A 20137-nucleotide genomic window follows, 5' to 3' on the forward strand; every position below is an offset into this window, starting at 1 on the left:
CGCGACGCCCCGCGCCGCCGCGGGAGCCGGACCCCGCACGGGTCCCGGCACCCGCCGACCCGGCCGGTCCCACGGTCGCCGCACCGGTCGTGCCCGCCGGGCGCGCTCCCGTCCCCGCACCCGCCGTGCCGACCGCCCGGGCACCGCAGGTCCCCGCCCCGGCGCGCACCTCCCCGGCGAGCGCCGCGGGTCGGGCCGCCGGACCGCGGGTCGGTGCCCCGCCCGCCCGGTCCGGGGTCCCGGCCGGCGGTCCCCCGGCCCGGCCGGCGGCGGCCCCCGCCGGGCACCCGGCCCGGCCCGAACCCGACCCCGCGGCCCCGGCCCGGCTCCCGGTCCCGGAGATCCCGGCCCAGCGCACCCGCCCGCCCGCGCCGGTGCGGCGCCGACGCCGGCTGCGGCCGGCGCTGCTCGCGGTGGCCGCGGTCGTGGCGGCCGGCGGCGCCACCTGGGGCGTGCTGGCGGTGACCGCGCCCGAGCCGGTGCCCGCCCCCGTCGTCGGGGCACCGGTCGTGCTGGTGCACGCGGCGGCGCTCGACGAGGCCGCGCTGCGCTACCGCGACGTGGTCGTGGCCGAGGCGGACGCGCTGCGCGACCGCACCGCCGAGCTCGTCGCCGCGGTGCGGGCCGGGCGGGTCGCGCTCGCCCAGGACCGCTACCCGCTCGCCCGCGCGCACTGGGAGCGGATCCAGGTCGCGACCGAGGCCGTCACCGGCCCTGACGGCGAGGAGCTCGGCGCCGCGATCGACGGTCAGGGCGTCGGGCTGGAGCCGGGCGAGGAGTTCACCGGGTTCCACCGCCTCGAGCGCGACCTGTGGGCCGACGGCCTGCAGCCCGACACCCGCGCGATCGCCGACCGGCTGCTCGCCGACGTCACCGCGCTCGCCGACGGCGCCCCCGCCCTGCAGCTGACCGGCCACGACCTGTGCACCAGCGCGAAGGAGCTCGTCGACTTCGCCGTGGTCACCGCGCTGTCCGGGCGGGAGAACCGGTTCGCCGGCACCGACGTCGCCGACCTCGCCGCGCGCGTCGAGGGGTCGCGGGCGGCGGTGGAGCCGCTGCGGCCGCTGCTCACCGACGTCGACCCGGCCCTGCTCGCCGCGCTCGACCGCCGCTTCGCCGACGCCGCCGACGTCCTGGACCGCTTCCGCACCGGCGGCACCTACCGCCTGTGGACCGACATGTCGCCCGCCGACCTCAAGGCCGTCGCCGACGTCCTCGACGCGCTCGGCGAACCGGTCAGCCGGGTGGGCGGGACGGTGCTCGTCTGATGCCGCGGATCACCCGACGTACCCTGTTCGGCCTGGCCGGGGCCGGGGCGGCGGCCGCGGCGGGAGCGGGCGCGGTGCTCGCCGCCGACCGGCTCACGCCGCCGGGCTCCGACGCCGTCGTCCCGTTCCGGGGGGCGCGGCAGGCCGGCATCACCACGGCCGCGCAGGACCACCTGTACTTCGTCGCCCTCGACGTCACGACGACCGACCGCGCCGAGCTCGTCGACCTGCTGCAGCGCTGGACGATCGCCGCGGAGCGGCTGACGACCGGGGCCGAGGTCGCGGTCGACGGCGCGATCGGCGGGCACCCCGAGGCCCCGCCGGAGGACACCGGCGAAGCGCTCGGCCTGCCGCCCGCCCACCTGACGCTGACCTTCGGCGTCGGGCCCACCCTGTTCACCCGCGACGGCGTCGACCGCTTCGGGATCGCCGACCGGCGGCCGCCGAAGCTGATCGACCTGCCCCTGTTCGCCGGCGACGCGATCGAGCCGGGCCGCAGCGGCGGCGACCTGTGCATCCAGGCGTGCGCCGACGACCCGCAGGTCGCGGTGCACGCCGTCCGCAACCTCGTCCGGATGGGCTTCGGCACCACTGCGGTGCGCTGGGCCCAGATGGGCTACGGGCGCACCTCGTCGACGGTCGTCGGGCAGGCCACGCCGCGCAACCTGTTCGGCTTCAAGGACGGCACCGCGAACATCACCGCCGAGGACACCGACGGGCTGGCCCGCCACGTCTGGGCGGCCGCCGAGGACGGTCCGGGGTGGATGACCGGCGGCAGCTACCTGGTTGCGCGCCGGATCCGGATGGCGATCGAGCCGTGAGACCGCACGTCGCTGGTCGAGCAGGAGGAGATCGTCGGGCGGCACAAGGGCAGCGGTGCCGCACTGGGCGCCACCGACGAGTTCGCCGAGGTCGACTTCGCCGCGCTGCGCCCCGACGGCGAGCCGGTGGTCGGGATCGACTCGCACGTCCGGCTCGCCCACTCCTCCACCCTGGGCGGGGTGCGGATCCTGCGCCGCGGCTACAACTTCGTCGACGGCGTCGACGCCGAGGGCCACCTCGACGCCGGGCTGTTCTTCATCTGCTTCGTCCGCGACCCCGGGGCCCAGTTCGTGCCGATGCAGCAGGCGCTCTCGACGCGCGACGTGATGATGGAGTACCTGGTGCACACCAGCTCCGCGCTGTTCGCCTGCCCGCCCGGGGTCGGCACCGGCGACCACTGGGGCCGGGGCCTGTTCGCCCGGCCGTGACGGGCGGCCGGCCCGCTCAGTGGTGGTGGGCCGCGATCACGTGGTCGGGGGCGCCCGGGTCCGGCCCGCCGACGCCGTCGGCGGAGCGCCGGTCGCGGCGCCACTCCACGACCGCCACCGCGAGCGCCGCGGCCACCGCGGCCGCCGCCGTGGCGATCGCCGCCGCCACGGCCGCCTGCTGGTCCTGCCCGGACCCGGCGAGCACGGCGTAGAACAGCCCGGCCAGCCCCGCGGTGCCCAGGGCCGAGCCGATGCGCTGCCCGGTCTGCAGCGCGCCCCCGGCCGACCCGGCCATGGTGACGGGCACCGACCGCAGCGTCATCGTGGTGTTCGGGGAGATCACCCAGCCGCCGCCGACGCCCGCGAGCAGCAGCGGGGCGGAGACCGCGATCCCGGCGACCGACGGGTCGACCAGCAGCAGCACCAACGCCGTCGCCCCCAGCCCCGTGACGACCAGGCTCAGCCCGATCACCGTCAGCAGCCGGCCCAGCCGGGCGACGAGCCGTCCGCCGATCACCGCCGACACCGCCGACCCGAGCGCGAACGGCGTGACGGCGAGCCCGGACTGCAGCGGCGTGTAGCCCAGCCCGCTCTGGAAGAACACGGCGAGCACGAGCCAGATCCCGCTGAACCCGACGAAGTAGACGGTGCCGAGCGTCGCCCCGGTGGCGTAGCCCGGGGTGTCGGTGAGCAGCCGCAGGTTGAGCAGCGGCTCGCGGCCGTGCCGCAGCACCCGCCGCTCCCACAGCACGAACCCGGTGACGAGCGCGGCCCCCAGCGGGAACAGCCACCAGAGCCGCTGCAGCCCCCCGGACTCCGCCTCGACCAGCGGCAGCATCAGGGCGAGCACCCCGCCGCCGAGCAGGGCCACGCCGACGAGGTCGATGTGCTCGCGCGGCCCGGGGTCGGTCCGCGGGATGAGGCGGGCGGCGAGCACGAGCGCGACGACCCCGATCGGCAGGTTGACGAAGAAGATCCACCGCCAGCCCTCGGCCTCCCCGGCCAGCGCCAGGATCACACCGCCGACGACCGGCCCCACCGCCGTCGAGATGCCGACGGTGGCGCCGAAGAACCCGAACGCCCGCCCGCGCTCGGCCCCGCGGAACAGCTGCTGGATCAGCGCGGAGTTCTGCGGGGCCAGCGCACCGGCCGCGAGGCCCTGCAGGAGCCGCGCGACGATCAGCAGCTCCGTGGTGGGCGCGGCCCCGGCCAGGCCGCTGAACAGCACGAACGCCGCGAGCGCCCCGAGGAACATGCGACGGCGGCCGAGCGCGTCCCCGAGCCGCCCGGCCGGCACGAGCGCCAGCCCGAACGCGAGCGCGTATCCCGACACGACCCACTGCACGCCCGCCGGGTCGGTGCCCAGCCCGCGCTGGATCGACGGCAGCGCCACCGACACGATGCTCACGTCGAGCAGGCTCATGAACCCGGCGACGAGCGTCACCGAGAGCGCCTTCCAGCGCCGGGGGTCGGGCTGCGGTTCGGTCACCCGCCCTGTCTACCGCCCCACCGGGGCTCTGGCAGGCTGACCGCGCCCACATCACTCCGCACGACTCCGCACGCTCGACACGAGAGGACCACCGTGGCCCAGCAGAAGCCCGAGGTCGACCCGCACGACGGGCCCGCGCCCACCGACCTCCTCATCACCGACCTCGTCGTCGGCGACGGCGCCGAGGCGCGCGCCGGACAGAACGTCGAGGTGCACTACGTCGGCGTCGCCCACAGCTCCGGCGAGGAGTTCGACGCCTCCTGGAACCGCGGCTCCACGTTCCGCTTCCCGCTCGGCGCCGGCCGCGTCATCGGGGGCTGGGACCAGGGCGTCGTGGGGATGAAGGTCGGCGGCCGCCGCCGCCTCGTCATCCCGCCGCACCTCGGCTACGGCGACCGCGGCGCGGGCGGGGCCATCAAGGGCGGGGAGACGCTGATCTTCGTCGTCGACCTGCTGGGCACGTCCTGAACCTGCTGATCCTCAGCGACACCCACATCCCGGCGCGGGCGCGCGACCTGCCCGCGCCGGTGTGGGCGGCCGTCGACGCGGCCGACGTGGTGATCCACGCCGGCGACTGGATCTCCGTCGCCGCCCTCGACGCGCTGCAGGCCCGCGCGGCCCGTCTCGTCGGCGTGTTCGGCAACAACGACGGCGACGAGCTGCGCGCCCGGCTGCCCGAGGTGGCCCGCGTCGAGCTCTCCGGCGTCCGGTTCGCCGTCGTGCACGAGACCGGGTCGTCGAAGGGCCGGGAGAAGCGCTGCTCCGCGGCGTACCCGGACACCGACGTGCTCGTGTTCGGGCACAGCCACATCCCGTGGGACTCCACGACGGTCACCGGGCTGCGCCTGCTCAACCCCGGCTCCCCCACCGACCGCCGCAGGCAGCCCACCCACACCTGGATGACGGCCGAGATCACCGCGGGCGCGCTGGGCCCGGTCACCCTGCACCACCTCTGAGCCGCGGGTGCTGGTCAGGCCGGGCCGTCCGTGGTGGGGTGGCGCGGTGGCAGCCGCGAAGGAGAGTCGTGAGGGCGTCGAGCTGAGCAGTCTCGACGGCCCGTTGTTCGACGGGTCCGACGCCACCAAGCGCGACCTCGTCGACTACCTCGACGGCGTCTCGTCCCGGATCCTGCCCGGCCTCGTACAGCGGGCGCTGTCGGTGGTGCGCGTCCGGCCGGGGCAGGAGCCGTTCATGCAGAAGAACCTCCCGAAGTACGCCCCGGACTGGATCGCCTCGACGACGGCGTGGTCGCACGCCTCCCAGCGCGACGTCCACTACGCCCTGTGCGACGACCGGCGGACGCTGCTGTGGTTCGCCAACCAGCGCGCGGTCGAGTACCACCCCGCGCTCCTGCGCGACGGCGAGACGGTCGCCCGGCAGCTGGTCATCGACCTCGACCCCCCGGTCGACGACGACTTCGCGCACGTCGTGGCGGCCGCCGCGTGCGTGCGGCAGGCGCTGGCCGACTCCGGGCTCGCCGGCGCGGTGAAGACGAGCGGGGCGAAGGGCGTGCACGTCGTGGTGCCGCTGGAACCGTCGGCGATCGACGACACCGCCGCCGCGACCCGTGCCCTCGCCGCCCGGGCCGAGGCGGTCGACCCGTCCGTCGCCACGACCGCGTACATCAAGGAGGACCGGGAGGGGAAGGTCTTCGTCGACTCCACCCGCGCGGGCGGCGCCACGATCGTCGCCGCCTACAGCCCGCGGGTCCGGCCCGGCGCGCCGGTGTCGTTCCCCGTCGCCTGGGACGACCTGGCCGGGGTCCACCCGCGCGACTTCACGATCCGCACCGCGCTCGGGCTCCTCGGCGACGCCGACCCGTGGGCCGACGCCCTGCCCGCCCCGCAGGCGCTGCCCGCCGACCTCGTCGAGCAGGGGCACGCGATCCCCGTCGCCCGCGTGGTCGCGATGCACGAGGGCAAGCGGCGCAAGCGGGCCCGGGCCGCGGAGTGACACGTGCGACGATGAGCGCATGATCACCGAGATCGCCGACTTCGCCGTCCTCCCCGACAAGCAGGAGGAGTTCGCCGACGCCGTCCGCGAGGGCCTCGCGCTCGTCGGGGGCACCCCCGGCTTCCGCCGCGCCCGGCTCACCCGCAGCATCGAGACGCCCACCCGGTTCGTGCTGCTCATCGAGTGGGACGACGTCGAGGCGCACACCGTCGGCTTCCGCGAGTCCGAGGCGTTCCCGAAGTGGCGTGCGATCGTCGGGCCGTTCTTCGACGGCGCCCCGACCGTGGAGCACGTCGAGGACCTCCTCGCGCACCCCTGAGGTCGCCGGCCCGGCGGCCACGGCCAGTCGGGCGCTGAGAACCGGCTGAGGGCCCGTCGGCGGCCGTCGCCTAGCGTCGTGCTGTGCCCCGCCTCCCGCGCGTGCTGCTGCTCGCGCTCGTCCTGCTCACGGTCCTCCCGGCCACGGCGTACGCGTCGACGCCGGGCGCGGCCGTCACCGAGGAGCGGGTCGACGTTCCCGGCGCGACCCTCGACACCACGCTCTACCTGCCCGCGACGACGCCCGCGCCCGCCGTGCTCGTCGCGCACGGCTTCGGCGGCAGCAAGGACTCGGTCGACGCCGACGCCCGCGCGCTGGCCGAGCGCGGCTTCGTCGTGCTGGCCTGGTCGGCGCGCGGGTTCGGGGCGAGCACCGGGCAGATCGGGCTGAACGCGCCCGACGCCGAGGTCGCCGACGCGAGCGCCCTGCTCGACCGGCTGGCCGCGATGCCCGAGGTCGTCCAGGACGGGCCGGGCGACCCCCGCGTCGGCGTGACCGGGGCGTCCTACGGCGGCGCGCTGTCGCTGCTGCTCGCCGGGTACGACCCCCGCGTCGACGCCATCGCCCCGGTGATCACCTGGAACGACCTGGGGCAGGCGCTGTTCCCCAACGCGGCCGCCACGACCGCACCGCCTGCCGACACCGCCGCCCGCGGGGCGTTCGCCCCCGACGGCGTCTTCAAGCGCGGCTGGGCGGGCGTGTTCTTCTCGGCGGGCCTCGGGGCGGGGTCCGCGGGCGCCGACACCGGGTCCGACGCGACCACCGGGTCCGACTCGACCACCGGGTCCGACGCGACGGGCCCCGCCCCCGGGGCCGGGGCGGCCGCACCCGCGGGGGCCGACCCCGTCTGCGGCCGCTTCACCGCCGAGGTGTGCGCCGCCTACACCGACGCCGCGACGACCGGGCGCCTGTCGACGACGACCGCGGCGCTGCTGGAGCGCTCCTCCCCCCGCACGGTCACCGACCGCATCACCGCCCCGACGCTGCTCGTGCAGGGTGAGCGCGACACGCTCTTCGGCCTCGACCAGGCCGACGCCAACGCCCGCCAGATCGCCGCGAACGGCACACCGGTGCAGGTGCGCTGGTACGCGGGCGGCCACGACGGCGGCGCCCCCGACGACGGCGTGCGCACGGCCGTCGGCGACTGGTTCTCCTGGTACCTCACCGGCACCGGCGAGGACCCCGGCACGGCGTTCCCCTACGCGGTGGAGAGCGGGATCCGGGCGGGGAGCAACACCCCGACCGGGCGCACCGTCGTCGCCGCCGGCTACCCGGGCCTGCCCGGCACCGGGGCGCTCGGCACGCAGGTGCTCCCGCTCGACGGCGACCCGGCTGTCGTCGCCACCCCGGCAGGCGGCAGCCCCGCCGCGATCACGGCCCTGCCCGGGCTCGGCGGCGCGCTCGGCAGCCTGAGCGGGCGGATCTCCTCGCTCACCTCGGCCCTGCCGGGCCAGTCGGCGCAGTTCACCTCGGCCCCGCTCGCCGACCCGCTGCTGGTCACCGGCGCCCCGCGGGTCGACCTGACGGTCGCGCGGGTGGCGGGCCGGCCCGGGCCCGCCGACGCGATCCTGTTCGTCTCCACCTCCGAGGTCACCCCCGACGGCACCCGGACCCTGCTCGGCTCCGCCGTCGCCCCGGTCCGGGTCGCCGTGCCCGCCGACGGCTCCGCGGCGACGGCCACCGTCACGCTTCCCGGGGTCGTCGCGCCGGTCGAGGCGGGCAACCGGCTCGTCGTCACGGTCGCCACCACCGACCAGGCCTACGCCGGGGGCACCGAACCGGCGGCGTGGACCGTCGCCGCCGGGGCGGACCTGACCGTGCCCGTCGTCCCGGGCGAGGCCGTCACGGCGAGCACCGTGCCCGTCGGCCCGGCGATCGGGATCGGCGTCGTGCTCGCCGTCGCGCTGCTGGCCTGGGGCGGCGCGGCGCTCGTCCGCCGCCGGGGGGCCGCCGCGCACGACCCGGACCCGACCGCCCCGCCGCTGGAGATCCGCGACCTGGCCAAGACCTACCGCGGCGGGTTCTCCGCCGTGCAGGGGGTGTCGTTCCGCGTCGAGCCCGGGCAGGTGCTCGGGCTGCTCGGCCCCAACGGCGCGGGCAAGACCACCGTGCTGCGCATGCTCATGGGCCTGATCCGCCCGACCGCGGGCACGATCACCGCGTTCGGCGAGCCGGTCGGCCCCGGGGCGCCCGTGCTGGCCCGGATCGGCGCGTTCGTCGAGGGGCCGGGGTTCCTGCCGCACCTGTCCGGGGCCGACAACCTGCGCCTGTACTGGGCCGCCACCGGCCGCCCCACGGCCGAGGCGCACCTGCCCGAGGCCCTGGAGATCGCCGGGCTCGGGGCGAGCGTCGAGCGCCGCGTCGGCACCTACAGCCAGGGGATGCGCCAGCGCCTGGCCATCGCGCAGGCCATGCTCGGGCTGCCCGAGCTCCTCGTGCTCGACGAACCGACCAACGGGCTCGACCCGCCCCAGATCCACGCCATGCGCGAGGTCCTGCGCCGCTACGCCGCGGGCGGGCGCACCGTGCTGGTGTCCAGCCACCTGCTGGCCGAGGTCGAGCAGACCTGCGACCACGTCGTCGTCATGCACCACGGCAAGGTCGTCGCCGACGGCTCGGTCGACGACATCATCGGGGGCGGCGGGGCGGCCACCTTCGCCGTCGACGCCCCCGACCGGGCCGCGGACGTCCTGGGTCGGCTCGACGGCGTCCACGCCGTGGAGGTCGACGGGGCCTCGGTGCACGCCGAGCTCAACGGCACCCCGCGCGCGTCGGCGGTGCGGGCGCTCGTCACGGCCGGGGTCGACGTCGCGTCGGCCGGGCCGCGGCGGCGCCTGGAGGACGCGTTCCTGCAGCTCGTCGGAGAGGACTCGGGGTCGTGACGGACAACCGCTCCACCGTGACCGGCACCGTCGGCGCGCTCGCCGCCGGTCCGCCGCCGTCGCAGTACCGGCCGGGACGCACCCTGCCGCTGCGCGTCGAGCTGGTGCGCCAGCTCAAGCGCCGCCGCACCCAGGTGACCTTCGGGCTGGTCGCGCTGCTCCCGGTGATCCTCTGGATCGCGTTCGCCCTCGCCCCGGACGGCCCGCCCACCGGGTCGCTCAACCTCGTCGACCTGGCGAAGGCCGGCGGCGCCAACTTCGCGGTGTTCGCCCAGTTCGCGTCGGCGTCGTTCCTGCTCGTCGTGGTGGTGGCGCTGTTCTTCGGCGACACGGTGGCGGCGGAGGCGTCCTGGTCGAGCCTGCGCTACCTGCTCGCCGCCCCGATCCCCCGCGCCCGGCTGCTGCGGCAGAAGGCGGTCGTCGCGGCCGGGCTGTCGCTGGCCGCGATCCTCGCGCTGCCGCTGGTCGCGCTGCTCGTCGGCGGGCTGGCCTACGGCACGGGCAACCTGGTGAGCCCGACGGGCGAGTCGCTGCCGTTCTGGACGGGGGCGGGCCGGCTGCTGATCGGCGCGCTGTACGTGGCGGTGCAGCTGAGCTGGGTGGCGGCGCTGGCACTGCTGCTGTCGGTGTCCACCGACGCCCCGCTCGGGGCCGTCGGGGGTGCGGTGATGGCGTCGATCGTCAGCCAGATCCTCAACCAGATCACCGCGCTGGAGGACCTGCGCGACGTCCTGCCCACCCGCTACGCGACGGCGTGGTCGGACCTGCTGGCCACCGACGTCGACTGGGGCGGCATGACCCGCGGGGTGTTCTCGTCGCTGACCTGGGCGCTCGTCCTCGGGGCGGCCGCGGTGTACCGGTTCGGTCGCAAGGACGTCACGAGCTGAGTTCCGCGTGTGCCCGGTCACCGGGCCGGGTATCCCCGCGGACCTGCCCGTGACCGACGGGCGTGACGAGGGAGAGCCTCATGACGTCCGGAACCGACCACGGCCCGACCACCCCGATCGCCCCCGTCGAGCAGACCCCGCCCACCGCCCGTGAGCAGCGGCGCGCCGCGAAGCAGGAGCAGCGGCGGCAGTTCGGCGGCACGAAGTGGGGCTCGGCGTTCTTCGGCTGGCTCACCGCCCTCGGCACCGCGGTGCTGCTCAGCGGCATCGCCGCCGCGGTCACCCAGGGCTACGGGCTGACGGCGGTGCCGGGCGGGCCGCCCGCCGGGGTCGTCGCCGGGATCGTGGCCGCCGTCGTGCTGTTCGTCGCCTACTTCTGCGGCGGGTACGTCGCGGGCCGGATGGCGCGGTTCGACGGGGCGCGGCAGGGCGTCGCGGTGTGGCTGTGGGCCGTGCTCGTGGCCGTCGCCGTCGCCGTGCTCGTCGCCGTCTCCGGCACGCCGGTCGACCTCACGCCGCTCGCCGCGCTCGTCGGGGGCGTCCTCGACCCGGCGTCGCTGACCATCGGCGGGCTGATCCTGCTGTCCGCGGTGCTGCTGGTCGGGCTCGTCGGCTCGGTGCTGGGCGGGCTGGCCGGCATGCGCTTCCACCGGCGCGTGGACCGCGCGACGGCCCCGGTCGTCCCCACCGTCTGACCGGCTCCGGGCGCGCACCGTGCCCACGGCGGTCAGCGGGAGCTGGGGCGGCGGCCGGTGGACGGCGGCGCAGCGCCTCGATGCGCGTGCGCAGGGACCGCTGCAGCAGGACCGGGTGCACGTGGATCGCGAGGCCCAGCAGCACGGCCCCGGCCCCTCCGCGGCGGGCCACCAGCAGGGTCCCGGCCACCGCACCGGCCAGGTGCGTCACCTCGCTGAGCCGGGTGTGCCGGTCCAGGGCCGCCAGGCCGGCGCGGGTGCCGTCGAAGGACCGCCAGCGCGTCACCACCGGCTCCCACCCGGCGGCGCGCAGCAGCCGCCGGTACCCGTGGACCCCGGCCCGCCGGTGCAGCGTCCGCTCCCCCGCCCGGACGCGGAACCACGGCCCGTCGAGCGGCGGGCGCAGGGCGCGCAGCAGCAGCGACACCACGACCGTCGCGACGGTGTGCCGGACCAGCACCGCGACCGCCGCGGCCGCCCGACCGCTCACCTCAGGCGCGCCGCCACCGCAGGAACAGGGCGATCATCAGCAGGACCGTGAACCACACGTAGGTGCTGCCGACGACCTGCTGCCAGACCGACCAGCCCAGCTCGACCTCCCCCGCACGCGGCAGCCCGAGCCGGTGCGGGGCGACGACGAACACCGTGCCGGCCAGCAGCGTGACCACCGTCCAGCCGACGGACCGCGCCCGCCACGCCGAGGCGGCGGCCACCAGCAGGGCGGGCGCGACCCACACCCAGTGGTGCGACCACGACGTCGGCGACGCGAGCAGGGCGACCCCGGCGACGGCGACGAGCGCGAGCGGCGCGGGCGCGCGGCGGACCACCGGCACGGCGATCGCGAGCAGGGCCGCCGAGAGCAGGACCCACGTCACCGTGCGCGCGGTGCCGTCCACCCCGGCGCGCACGAGGACCGCCTCCAGGGTCTGGTTGGTGAAGAACGGCGACCCGCTGACGCCGCCGGTCGGGTTGCCCAGCCAGAACGCGAGCGACTCGCGCGGCGCGACCGCGAACCCGATCCCGGTGGCGACGATCCCGGACACCACCGCGACGACCGCGGCCCGGACGTCGCGGCGCAGCAGGAAGAACAGCACGAACGCCGCCGGCGTCAGCTTGATCGCCGCGGCGATGCCGATGAGCGCCCCGCGGGGCCAGCGCGGGTGGTCGACGAGGCAGTCCAGCGCGACCAGCGCCATCAGCAGCAGGTTGATCTGGCCGAACTCGATGGTCTGCAGCACCGGGTCGAGCGCGAGCGGGACGGAGTCGGTGGGGGTGTCGAAGTCGATCGGGCTGCCCGGGGTGACGGCCAGCGCGAGCGGCAGCGCGATCGACGCCGCGGCCAGGGCCCCACCCGGCCCGCCGGAGGGCCACAGCCGGCGCGCGACGACGTACAGCGTGGTGCCCAGCGCGAGCACCGACAGCACGAGCAGCGCCACCCACGCGACGGTCCACGGCACGAGGGCGAGCGGGGTCATCAGCAGCGCGGCGAACGGCGGGTAGATGAACGGCAGGGCGATGTGGCCGGAGGTCTCCGGGAGCGGGCCGTACATGTCGCCGCCGGACAGCCACGCCTGCACGCCGAACCGGTAGACCTCGAGGTCGATGTGCCGGCCCCCGGTGTGCACCACCAGCCCGGCCAGCACCAGGGCCAGCAGCGGCACGGTGACCGGCAGGACGCGGCGCGGGGAGCGCAGCCACGCGGGCACGCGCCCCGGGGATGCGACGGGGTCGGCCGTCGACGGGCTGGTCACGCCGTTCCCCCTCCTGCTGGACGCTCCACGGTAACCGGCCCGGCCCGGTCCACCGCGCCCGGCCGGGACGTCGTGCCCGAGCGGGCGCCCGATCCGGGACCGGCCTAGCGTCACCGTCCGTGGACGACGACCGACAGCAGCCCCGGTGAGGGCCCGATGGATCACGGTGCGCGACAGCTTCTGGCTCCTGCCGGGGTTGCTGTGCCTGCTGGCCGCGGTGCTGGCCGAGGCGCTCATCGCCCTCGACCAGCAGGTCGACGAGCTCGATCTGGGACCGTTCGCGGTGCTCGCCACCCGGATCGGCGAGTCCGGCAGCCGCGACGTGCTGGGGGCGATCGCGGGGTCGGTGCTGGGCGTGGCCGCCACGTCGTTCTCCATCACGATCGCGGTGCTGGCCACGGCGTCGTCGACCTACGGTCCACGGCTCGTCCGCAACTTCATGACCGACCGCGGCAACCAGTTCGTCCTGGGCGTGTACGCCGCGACGTTCGTGTACTGCCTGCTCACCCTGCGGTCGATCCGCGAGCCGGGCGGGGCCGACGAGGTCTTCGTGCCGCACCTCGCGGTCAACGTGGCGGTGCTGCTCGCCGTCCTGTCGATCGGGGTGCTGATCTGGTTCATCAACCACATCGCCGACTCCGTGCAGGTCGGGACCCTGTCCCGACGGGTGCGCGCGGAGCTGGTCGACACCGTCGACCGCCTCTACCCCGAGCAGCTGGGCCGCGCCCCGTCGGAGGTGCCCCGCGGGGCGGGCGCCCACGACGTGCCCTCCGGTCTGCGGTCCGAGGGCGTCGAGGTGCGCGCGGACACGATCGGCTACGTGCAGGGCGTGGCCGAGGACCGGCTGCTCGACCTCGCCACCCGCCACGACGTCGTCATCTCGCTCCGGGTCCGGCCCGGGTCGCACGTCGTGGAGGGCGACGTCGTCGCGCTGGTGTGGCCGCCGGACCGCGTCGACGACCGGCTCGGCCCGGCGGTGCGCTCCGGGCTGACGGTCGGCCGGGCCCGCACCCCCGACCAGGACGTCGACTACGCCGTGCTGGTGCTGGAGGAGATGGCGGTGCGGGCGCTGTCCCCCAGCACCAACGACCCGTACACGGCCGTGAACGCGCTGGACGACCTCGCGGCCGGTCTCACCCACATGGTCGGCCGGGACGTGCCCTCGCCGTACCGCTACGGACCGGACGACCGGCTCCGCGTGATCGCCCCGCGCACCGGACCGGTGGAGCTGGTCGACCGGGTCTTCGACGCGATCCGGTGGCACGGCACCGGACACCCGCCCGTGCTGCACCGGATGTGCGGGCTCGCCGAGCAGCTCGCCGGGGCCGCCCGGGACCCCGAGCTGCGGGACCGCCTGGTGGCCCACCTCGAACGGCTCCAGGAGGCGTTCGAGCGGACCGCGCCGCAGCGGTGCGACGCGGCGGAGCTGCGCCGGCGGGCCGCGCAGTCGGTCGCCGCCGTCCGGGCGAGCGCCGACCCGACCGGCGCCCGCCCTAGCTGATGCCCGCCGCGTCCATCCCGCGCAGCTCCTTCTTGAGGTCCTGGATCTCGTCGCGCAACCGCCCGGCCAGCTCGAACTGCAGGTCGCGGGCCGCGGCGAGCATCTGGTCGGTGAGGGACTGGACGAGGTCGGCCAGCTCCGCGCGCGGCATGGACTTCGTGTCGCGCCCCGACACCACCCCGCTGCTGGCGCGGCCCGGCTCCCCGGCCGCCCGCTTGCCGCGGGACTGGTTGCGTCCCGACCCGCCGATCGGCACGACGTTGGAGTCCTCGGCCTCCTGGTAGACCTGGTCGAGGATGTCGGCGATCTTCTTGCGCAGCGGCTGCGGGTCGACGCCCTTCTCGGTGTTGTAGGCGATCTGCTTCGCCCGGCGGCGATCGGTCTCGTCGATCGCGTGCCGCATCGAGTCGGTGATCTTGTCGGCGTACATGTGGACCTCGCCGGAGACGTTGCGCGCCGCGCGCCCGATCGTCTGGATCAGCGACGTGCCGGACCGGAGGAAGCCCTCCTTGTCGGCGTCGAGGATCGCGACGAGCGACACCTCCGGCAGGTCGAGGCCCTCGCGCAGCAGGTTGATGCCGACCAGCACGTCGTACTCCCCCAGCCGGAGCTGGCGCAGCAGCTCGACGCGGCGCAGCGTGTCGACCTCGGAGTGCAGGTAGCGGACCCGGATGCCCAGCTCGAGGAGGTAGTCGGTGAGGTCCTCGGCCATCTTCTTGGTGAGCGTGGTGACCAGCACCCGCTCGTCGCGCTCCGCGCGCTCCCGGATCTCGTGCACCAGGTCGTCGATCTGGCCCTTCGTCGGCTTGACGACGACCTTCGGGTCGACCAGGCCCGTCGGCCGGATGACCTGCTCCACGAACTCCCCGCCGGTGCGGCTGAGCTCGTAGGGGCCGGGCGTGGCCGAGAGGTAGACCGTCTGGCCGATGCGGTCGGCGAACTCCTCCCACGTGAGCGGCCGGTTGTCGACCGCGGACGGCAGCCGGAACCCGAACTCGACGAGGTTGCGCTTGCGGGACATGTCGCCCTCGAACATGCCGCCGATCTGCGGCACCGTGACGTGCGACTCGTCGATGACCATGAGGAAGTCGTCGGGGAAGTAGTCGATCAGCGTGGCCGGTGCGGTGCCGGGGCCGCGGCCGTCGATGTGGCGCGAGTAGTTCTCGATGCCGGAGCAGAACCCGACCTGGCGGATCATCTCGATGTCGTACTGGGTGCGCATCCGCAGCCGCTGGGCCTCCAGCAGCTTGCCCTGGCCCTCCAGCTGCGCGAGGCGCTCCTCCAGCTCCTTCTCGATGTCGCGGACCGCCTGCTCCATCCGCTCCGGGCCCGCGACGTAGTGGGTGGCCGGGAAGATCTGCAGCTCGTCGACCTGGCGCACGACGTCGCCGGTGAGCGGGTGCAGGTAGTACAGCGACTCGACCTCGTCGCCGAAGAACTCGATGCGCAGCGCCAGCTCCTCGTACGCCGGGATGATCTCCACGGTGTCGCCGCGGACCCGGAACGTGCCGCGGTTGAACGCCATGTCGTTGCGCGTGTACTGCACGTCGACCAGCAGGCGGAGCAGCTGGTCGCGCTCCACCGTGTCGCCCACCTGCAGCTTCACCGACCGGTCGAGGTAGGACTGCGGGGTGCCCAGGCCGTAGATGCACGACACCGACGCGACCACGACGACGTCGCGCCGGGACAGCAGGTTGTAGGTGGCGGAGTGCCGCAGCCGCTCGACGTCGTCGTTGATCGACGAGTCCTTCTCGATGTAGGTGTCGGTCTGCGCGATGTAGGCCTCGGGCTGGTAGTAGTCGTAGTACGAGACGAAGTACTCGACCGCGTTGTTGGGCAGCATGTCGCGCAGCTCGTTGGCCAGCTGCGCCGCGAGGGTCTTGTTGGGTGCCATCACCAGCGTGGGCCGCTGCAGCTTCTCGATCAGCCAGGCCGTGGTGGCCGACTTGCCCGTGCCGGTGGCCCCGAGCAGCACGACGTCCTGCTCACCGGCGTGGATGCGCCGCTCCAGCTCGGCGATGGCCGCGGGCTGGTCGCCCGCGGGCTCGTACTCGCTGACCACCTCGAACCGGCCGCCGGTGCGGGGGATCTCCCCCACCGGACGGTGCTCGGAGTGCGCCAACGGCATGCCCTGCTCGCTGTCGCGGGCGGAGCCGGGGACCTCGGTTGCGAATGCCACGTACCCCAGGGTACGAGCCCGGTCTGACATCCTCTGGAGGATGCACCCGCCGAAGACCGCGACCTTCGACGTCCCCGCCCGGACCAACATCGACTCCAAGGGCCACGAGCGGGCGGTGGACGAGTACCGCGTCACCCCGTTCGGCCTCTACATGAGCCGCGCGATGGTGGGCCGCCCGACCGCGCACTGGCTGCAGACCTGGCTGCTGCCCGACCTCGGGCTGGCCGTCACCGACTTCGCGTGGAACCCCGGGCACGAGCGCGACCAGGACTTCTACCTCGACGTGTGCGAGATCGCCCGCGACGGCGACCGGTGGCTGCTCACCGACCACTACCTCGACATCGTGGTCCGCAACGGGCGCGACGCCCGCGTGATCGACGTCGACGAGTTCGTCGGGGCGGTGGCGTGCGGGGTCCTCGACCCGGCTGCGGCGGAGGCGGCGATGCACGCCACCCACCGCGCCGTCGACGGTCTGGCCGCCCACGGGCACGACCTCGACGCCTGGCTCGGCGGCCTCGGCGTGGCGCTGACCTGGCGGGAGCGGCCGCAGGGTCAGGCGACGCCGGCCTGACGGCCCGCCTGGCTGCCGGGGGCGACCGACTCGGCCTCGGCGGTGGTGGTCGTCGGCTCCGTCGTCGTGGAGGACGGCATGGAGCTGGTCGTGGTGGTGGGGGTGGGCCGCGTGGTCGTCGTCTGCTCCGGCGGCTCGGGGTCCTGCGTACCCTCGTCGATCGGCGGGTTTGTCGTCACCGGCGGCCGCGTGGTCGTCGGCGGCGCGACGACGGGCGGCGGGGCCACGGGCGGCGCGACCGGGGCCGCGGTCCGGGACGGGGCGCGCTCGGCCGTCTGCCGCCGGGTCGTCTCCGACCGTCGCGGCCGCTCGGCCGGCGCGGCCTCCGCCGGCGTCGGGACGACGGTGGTGGTCGGGGCGACCGACTCCGGCAGCACCGGCACGACGTCGGGGGTTCCCGACGCGGCCGGGGCGACCTGCGCGGCGGACGCGGCCGGGGCGTTCGCGATCTGCGCCACCGCGGTGACCCCGCCGAGCGCGCCCACCGCGATGACGGCGACCGCGGCGGCGGTGCTCGCGCGGTTGGCCGAGCCGGTGTGGCGGATGACGTCGTCGACCGACGGGAGCGTGACGGCGGCCGCGAGCTCGTCGTCGAGCCGCCGGAACTCGTCGGTGACTCGGGTCAGGGCGTCCATCAGTACTGCCTCTCCGCACCCGCGTGGGGTGTGTAGGGATCGTCGTAGGCCGGGGCCACGCCGAGAACGCTCGGCAGCTCGTCGGCCATTCCTTCGGTGACCACCTGGTGGGCGCGCCGGAGCCGGAGGCGGACGGTCTCCTCGGGGACCTGCTCGAGCGCCGCGATGTCGCGCCGGGAGGTGCCGACCATGTGGAACAGGACCACGGCCCGGCGCTCGGCGATCGTCAGCCGGCCCAGCGCGGCGAGCAGCGCGGCGGTGCGCGGGTCGCCGTCACCGACGGGGCGCGCCTTCGCGAGCCCGACCCGCTCCAGCACCCGGCGCCAGCCCCGCTGCGTGGACCGGACGGCGACGCGGCGGACCCAGCCCGTGGGGTCGGGACCGACGCTGATCTCCGCCCACTTGCGCCAGGCGCGCGAGTAGGCCTCCTGGACGACGTCGTGCGCCTCGCCCGGGTCGAGCGTGATCGCGTAGAGCTGGGCGACGAGCCGCTGGTAGTTGGCCTCGAGGTGGGCGCCGAAGTCGACGCGCAGCGAGGCCGGGGATGCCGACGGGGCGTCCTGGACGACGACGGGCGCGGACGGCTCGGCGTACACCGTCGGCCCGCCGTGCACGGGTGGTCCGGCGGGAGCGGGCGGTTCGGCGGGAGCGGGGGGCTCGGCGTAGGCGGGCGCGCCGATCACCGTCTCCGCGTACGCGTCCTCGTGAGCGGGGACCGCGTCGCCCTTGACCAGGCTGACGCGGGCGTCCTGCCCCACCTGCGCGCTCACTCCCCCACCCCGTCCCGATCCGTTCGTGGCTCTCCTGCTCACCCCATCGTGGCGGCGTCGCTCTGCGTTACCGCAGGGTCCGTCCACTCAGCCCAACGAGGGCGCCCACCCCGACGATACTGCCCATGCCTCGGCACGGGCCGCCGCCCCGTCGAGCCAGGGCTCCTCGACCGCGGCGTACCGCGCGGCGTCGCCCCCCGACTCCGCCTGCGCCCGCCGCGTGACCGCGAGGTACTCGTCGCGGGCCGCCCGGTCGGCGCGGAGCCAGTCGCGCAGCAGCAGCGCGTACCGCCACCCGGGTGACCCGGTCTCGCGGACGTGCAGGTGGACGGGCCGTCCGGGGTCGGCGGTGCCGTGGCACTGCTCCGGCCGGACGGGGCCGGGCGGCGTCGGGTCGTCGTGGTCGATCTCCGGGCGCCACGGGAACCCGACGTCGGCCAGCGCGTCGCGGAACCCGGCGGCGTCGGCCAGCGCGTCGACCGAGAGCTGCAGGTCGATCACGTCCCTCGCCGGCAGGCCCGGCACCGCGGTCGATCCGATGTGGGTGACCTCACGCCCGCCCGCCGCCGCGGAGATCCGGGCCGCGAGCCGGGCGGCGTGGGCGGGCCAGGCCGGGTCCGGGTCGACGAGGACGGCCCCGGCGGAGCGGGCGGGCTCGCGGCGGCGCAGGTTCGCCTCGAACGGCACCAGGCGCCCGTCCCACAGGGCGTCGACGGCGGCGTCGAGGTCGTCGGGCGCGCCGCCGTTGTCGAGCCAGACGTCGGCGGCGGCCCGGCGGGCGTCGTCGTCGGCCTGGGCGGCGATCCGGGACCGGGCGTCGGCCTCGGGCATCCCGCGCTGCCCGACCAGCCGCCTGACCCGTTCCTCCGCGTCGGTGTGCACGACGACGACCAGCGGGAACAGCGGCGCCATCCCCCCTTCGACGAGCAGCGGCACGTCCTGCACGACGATCGCGTCGGCGGGCGCCCGCGCGATCAGCTCGTCGGAGCGGGAGCGGACGCGGGGGTGCACGATCGCGTTGAGGCGGGCGCGGGCGTCGGCGTCGCCGAAGACGACGGAGGCGAGCGCGGGGCGGTCGAGGTCGCCGTCGGCGGTGAGCACCCCGTCGCCGAACGCCGCGACGATCTCCGCGAGACCGTCGGTGCCGGCCGCGACGACCTCGCGGGCCAGCGCGTCGGAGTCGACGAGGACGGCACCCCGGCCGACGAGCCGGCGGGCGACCGTCGACTTGCCCGATCCGATCCCACCGGTCAGCCCCACGCGCAGCATGGCCGCGACGCTATCCGGCCGCGACCGCCGGGTCCTCGCCGGGGACGGGTTCGGCGGGTGCCGCGGTGCGCGGCGGGCCGACGACCGGCAGCACGCGCAGCGCCAGGTCGACGAGGACCTCGCCGCGGGGCCGGTCGCCCGGTCGCGGACCCTCCGGCAGCACGAACGTCAGCGTGTCGTCGTCGTAGGTGACCATGAGGACCGACTCGCGGGCCCGGTCGAACAGGGCGGCCGGGGCGGCGCCGATCGACAGGTCGCGCCGGTCCCCGTCCTCGACGCCGGTGTTGGTGGTCCACTGCTTGGTCGCCGCGGCGGCGTCGGTGTAGCGGGCGACGTTGAGGTCGAGCAGGACGCCCCGGGAGCTGCCGGTGCCGCTGTAGCGGCAGGCGACGCGCTCGGTGCGGCCCACCGACGGCTCGGCGACGCCGATCGTGGTGCGCACGGTGACGCTGTCGAGCGGGCGGCCCAGCAGCGCCCCCAGATCGGCCGCGGACAGCATGTCGCCGCACTCGGTGGGGATGGCTCCGTCGCGGTCGGCCTCCCCCGGTGCCCCGGCGCCGGTGGCCGAGGGCGCCGCGAACGTCGGGACCGGTGTGGTCTCCGCGTCCGCCGTCGCACATCCCGCGCTCACCAGGAGTCCCACGAGCACCACCAACAGCCGCGTGCCGCCCGACCGTGTTCCCCCACCCACAGCACAAGGGTAGTGCGCTCCGCCCGG

General features: G+C 75.8%; 17 protein-coding genes and 2 pseudogenes. 11 read left to right on the forward strand and 8 right to left on the reverse strand.

Annotated features, from left to right (window positions below; genetic code table 11):
* The first annotated feature begins 125 nt into the window (after window positions 1-125).
* Window positions 126-1268, forward strand: a complete 1143-nt coding sequence (locus H6H00_RS25715; protein ID WP_185718241.1) for an EfeM/EfeO family lipoprotein — start codon at window positions 126-128, stop codon at window positions 1266-1268.
* A pseudogene (efeB, locus tag H6H00_RS25720) lies at window positions 1268-2518 on the forward strand (iron uptake transporter deferrochelatase/peroxidase subunit). Before H6H00_RS25715 ends, efeB begins: the two are co-directional and overlap by 1 nt.
* A 16-nt stretch (window positions 2519-2534) precedes the next feature.
* Here efeB and H6H00_RS25725 read toward each other — a convergent pair.
* Complete coding sequence (locus tag H6H00_RS25725) at window positions 2535-3941, reverse strand: MFS transporter (protein WP_185722780.1); 1407 nt, start codon at window positions 3939-3941, stop codon at window positions 2535-2537.
* Between the two features lie 159 nt (window positions 3942-4100).
* Here H6H00_RS25725 and H6H00_RS25730 point away from each other — a divergent pair, with 159 nt between their 5' ends.
* From H6H00_RS25730 to H6H00_RS32510, 7 genes are all read left to right on the forward strand, one after another.
* Complete coding sequence (locus H6H00_RS25730) at window positions 4101-4475, forward strand: FKBP-type peptidyl-prolyl cis-trans isomerase (RefSeq protein WP_185718242.1); 375 nt, start codon at window positions 4101-4103, stop codon at window positions 4473-4475.
* Window positions 4472-4963: a metallophosphoesterase family protein gene (locus tag H6H00_RS25735; protein WP_185722781.1), complete on the forward strand. Its 492-nt coding sequence runs from the start codon at window positions 4472-4474 to the stop codon at window positions 4961-4963. The genes H6H00_RS25730 and H6H00_RS25735 overlap by 4 nt, the downstream gene beginning before the upstream one ends.
* A 46-nt stretch (window positions 4964-5009) precedes the next feature.
* On the forward strand, window positions 5010-5960 hold the full coding sequence (locus tag H6H00_RS25740) for a DNA polymerase domain-containing protein (protein WP_185718243.1): 951 nt from the start codon (window positions 5010-5012) through the stop codon (window positions 5958-5960).
* Between the two features lie 19 nt (window positions 5961-5979).
* Entirely contained in the window at window positions 5980-6279 is a 300-nt protein-coding gene (locus tag H6H00_RS25745; protein ID WP_185718244.1) for an antibiotic biosynthesis monooxygenase family protein, read from the forward strand.
* Window positions 6280-6362: 83 nt separating this feature from the next.
* Complete coding sequence (locus H6H00_RS25750) at window positions 6363-9161, forward strand: alpha/beta fold hydrolase (RefSeq protein WP_185718245.1); 2799 nt, start codon at window positions 6363-6365, stop codon at window positions 9159-9161.
* The gene (locus tag H6H00_RS25755; RefSeq protein WP_185718246.1) at window positions 9158-10048 is read left to right on the forward strand and encodes an ABC transporter permease; all 891 of its coding nucleotides are present in this window, start codon (window positions 9158-9160) and stop codon (window positions 10046-10048) included. The genes H6H00_RS25750 and H6H00_RS25755 overlap by 4 nt, the downstream gene beginning before the upstream one ends.
* 80 nt (window positions 10049-10128) lie before the next feature.
* Entirely contained in the window at window positions 10129-10743 is a 615-nt protein-coding gene (locus H6H00_RS32510; RefSeq protein WP_255425371.1) for a hypothetical protein, read from the forward strand.
* 73 nt (window positions 10744-10816) lie between these two features.
* On the opposite strand, the pseudogene H6H00_RS32920 reads toward H6H00_RS32510, so the two are convergent.
* A pseudogene (locus H6H00_RS32920) lies at window positions 10817-11233 on the reverse strand (glycosyl-4,4'-diaponeurosporenoate acyltransferase CrtO family protein); the annotation flags it as partial.
* A 1-nt stretch (window position 11234) separates the two neighbouring features.
* Window positions 11235-12494, reverse strand: a complete 1260-nt coding sequence (locus H6H00_RS25765) for a glycosyltransferase family 87 protein (RefSeq protein ID WP_255425373.1) — start codon at window positions 12492-12494, stop codon at window positions 11235-11237.
* Between the two features lie 145 nt (window positions 12495-12639).
* On the opposite strand from H6H00_RS25765, the gene H6H00_RS25770 reads away from it, so the two are divergent.
* Window positions 12640-13995, forward strand: a complete 1356-nt coding sequence (locus H6H00_RS25770; protein ID WP_255425374.1) for a DUF2254 domain-containing protein — start codon at window positions 12640-12642, stop codon at window positions 13993-13995.
* Here H6H00_RS25770 and uvrB read toward each other — a convergent pair.
* The gene (uvrB, locus tag H6H00_RS25775) at window positions 13988-16174 is read right to left on the reverse strand and encodes an excinuclease ABC subunit UvrB (protein WP_379539856.1); all 2187 of its coding nucleotides are present in this window, start codon (window positions 16172-16174) and stop codon (window positions 13988-13990) included. The two genes, H6H00_RS25770 and uvrB, sit on opposite strands and share 8 nt — an antisense overlap.
* Before the next feature lie 40 nt (window positions 16175-16214).
* Between uvrB and H6H00_RS25780 the strand changes: the two genes are divergently transcribed.
* Window positions 16215-16745, forward strand: a complete 531-nt coding sequence (locus tag H6H00_RS25780) for a ribonuclease FAU-1 family protein (RefSeq protein WP_185718249.1) — start codon at window positions 16215-16217, stop codon at window positions 16743-16745.
* Here the strand turns inward: H6H00_RS25780 and H6H00_RS25785 are convergent.
* The 4 genes from H6H00_RS25785 to H6H00_RS25800 all read right to left on the reverse strand — a co-directional run bounded on the left by H6H00_RS25785 (window position 16727) and on the right by H6H00_RS25800 (window position 20110).
* Window positions 16727-17380: a hypothetical protein gene (locus H6H00_RS25785; RefSeq protein ID WP_185718250.1), complete on the reverse strand. Its 654-nt coding sequence runs from the start codon at window positions 17378-17380 to the stop codon at window positions 16727-16729. The genes H6H00_RS25780 and H6H00_RS25785 overlap by 19 nt on opposite strands.
* Window positions 17380-18150 (reverse strand): RNA polymerase sigma factor, encoded by a 771-nt coding sequence (locus H6H00_RS25790; protein ID WP_185718251.1) that lies wholly within the window; start codon window positions 18148-18150, stop codon window positions 17380-17382. The genes H6H00_RS25785 and H6H00_RS25790 overlap by 1 nt, the downstream gene beginning before the upstream one ends.
* Window positions 18151-18237: 87 nt before the next feature.
* Window positions 18238-19419: a dephospho-CoA kinase gene (gene coaE / locus H6H00_RS25795; RefSeq protein WP_185718252.1), complete on the reverse strand. Its 1182-nt coding sequence runs from the start codon at window positions 19417-19419 to the stop codon at window positions 18238-18240.
* Window positions 19420-19429: 10 nt separating this feature from the next.
* Window positions 19430-20110, reverse strand: coding sequence for a hypothetical protein (locus tag H6H00_RS25800; protein WP_185718253.1), 681 nt, complete (start codon window positions 20108-20110; stop codon window positions 19430-19432).
* Between the last annotated feature and the right edge of the window lie 27 nt (window positions 20111-20137).

This window comes from Pseudonocardia petroleophila (assembly GCF_014235185.1).
In the GTDB taxonomy this organism is placed as follows: domain Bacteria; phylum Actinomycetota; class Actinomycetes; order Mycobacteriales; family Pseudonocardiaceae; genus Pseudonocardia; species Pseudonocardia petroleophila.

Excerpts from the sequence above, each read along its gene's own strand:
- H6H00_RS32510 (WP_255425371.1), top strand. The coding sequence starts at position 10,129 with ATGACGTCCGGAACCGACCACGGCCCGACCACCCCGATCGCCCCCGTC.
- coaE (WP_185718252.1), bottom strand. The coding sequence starts at position 19,419 with ATGCTGCGCGTGGGGCTGACCGGTGGGATCGGATCGGGCAAGTCGACG.
- H6H00_RS25780 (WP_185718249.1), top strand. The coding sequence starts at position 16,215 with ATGCACCCGCCGAAGACCGCGACCTTCGACGTCCCCGCCCGGACCAAC.
- H6H00_RS25725 (WP_185722780.1), bottom strand. The coding sequence starts at position 3,941 with ATGAGCCTGCTCGACGTGAGCATCGTGTCGGTGGCGCTGCCGTCGATC.
- H6H00_RS25785 (WP_185718250.1), bottom strand. The coding sequence starts at position 17,380 with ATGGACGCCCTGACCCGAGTCACCGACGAGTTCCGGCGGCTCGACGAC.
- H6H00_RS25745 (WP_185718244.1), top strand. The coding sequence starts at position 5,980 with ATGATCACCGAGATCGCCGACTTCGCCGTCCTCCCCGACAAGCAGGAG.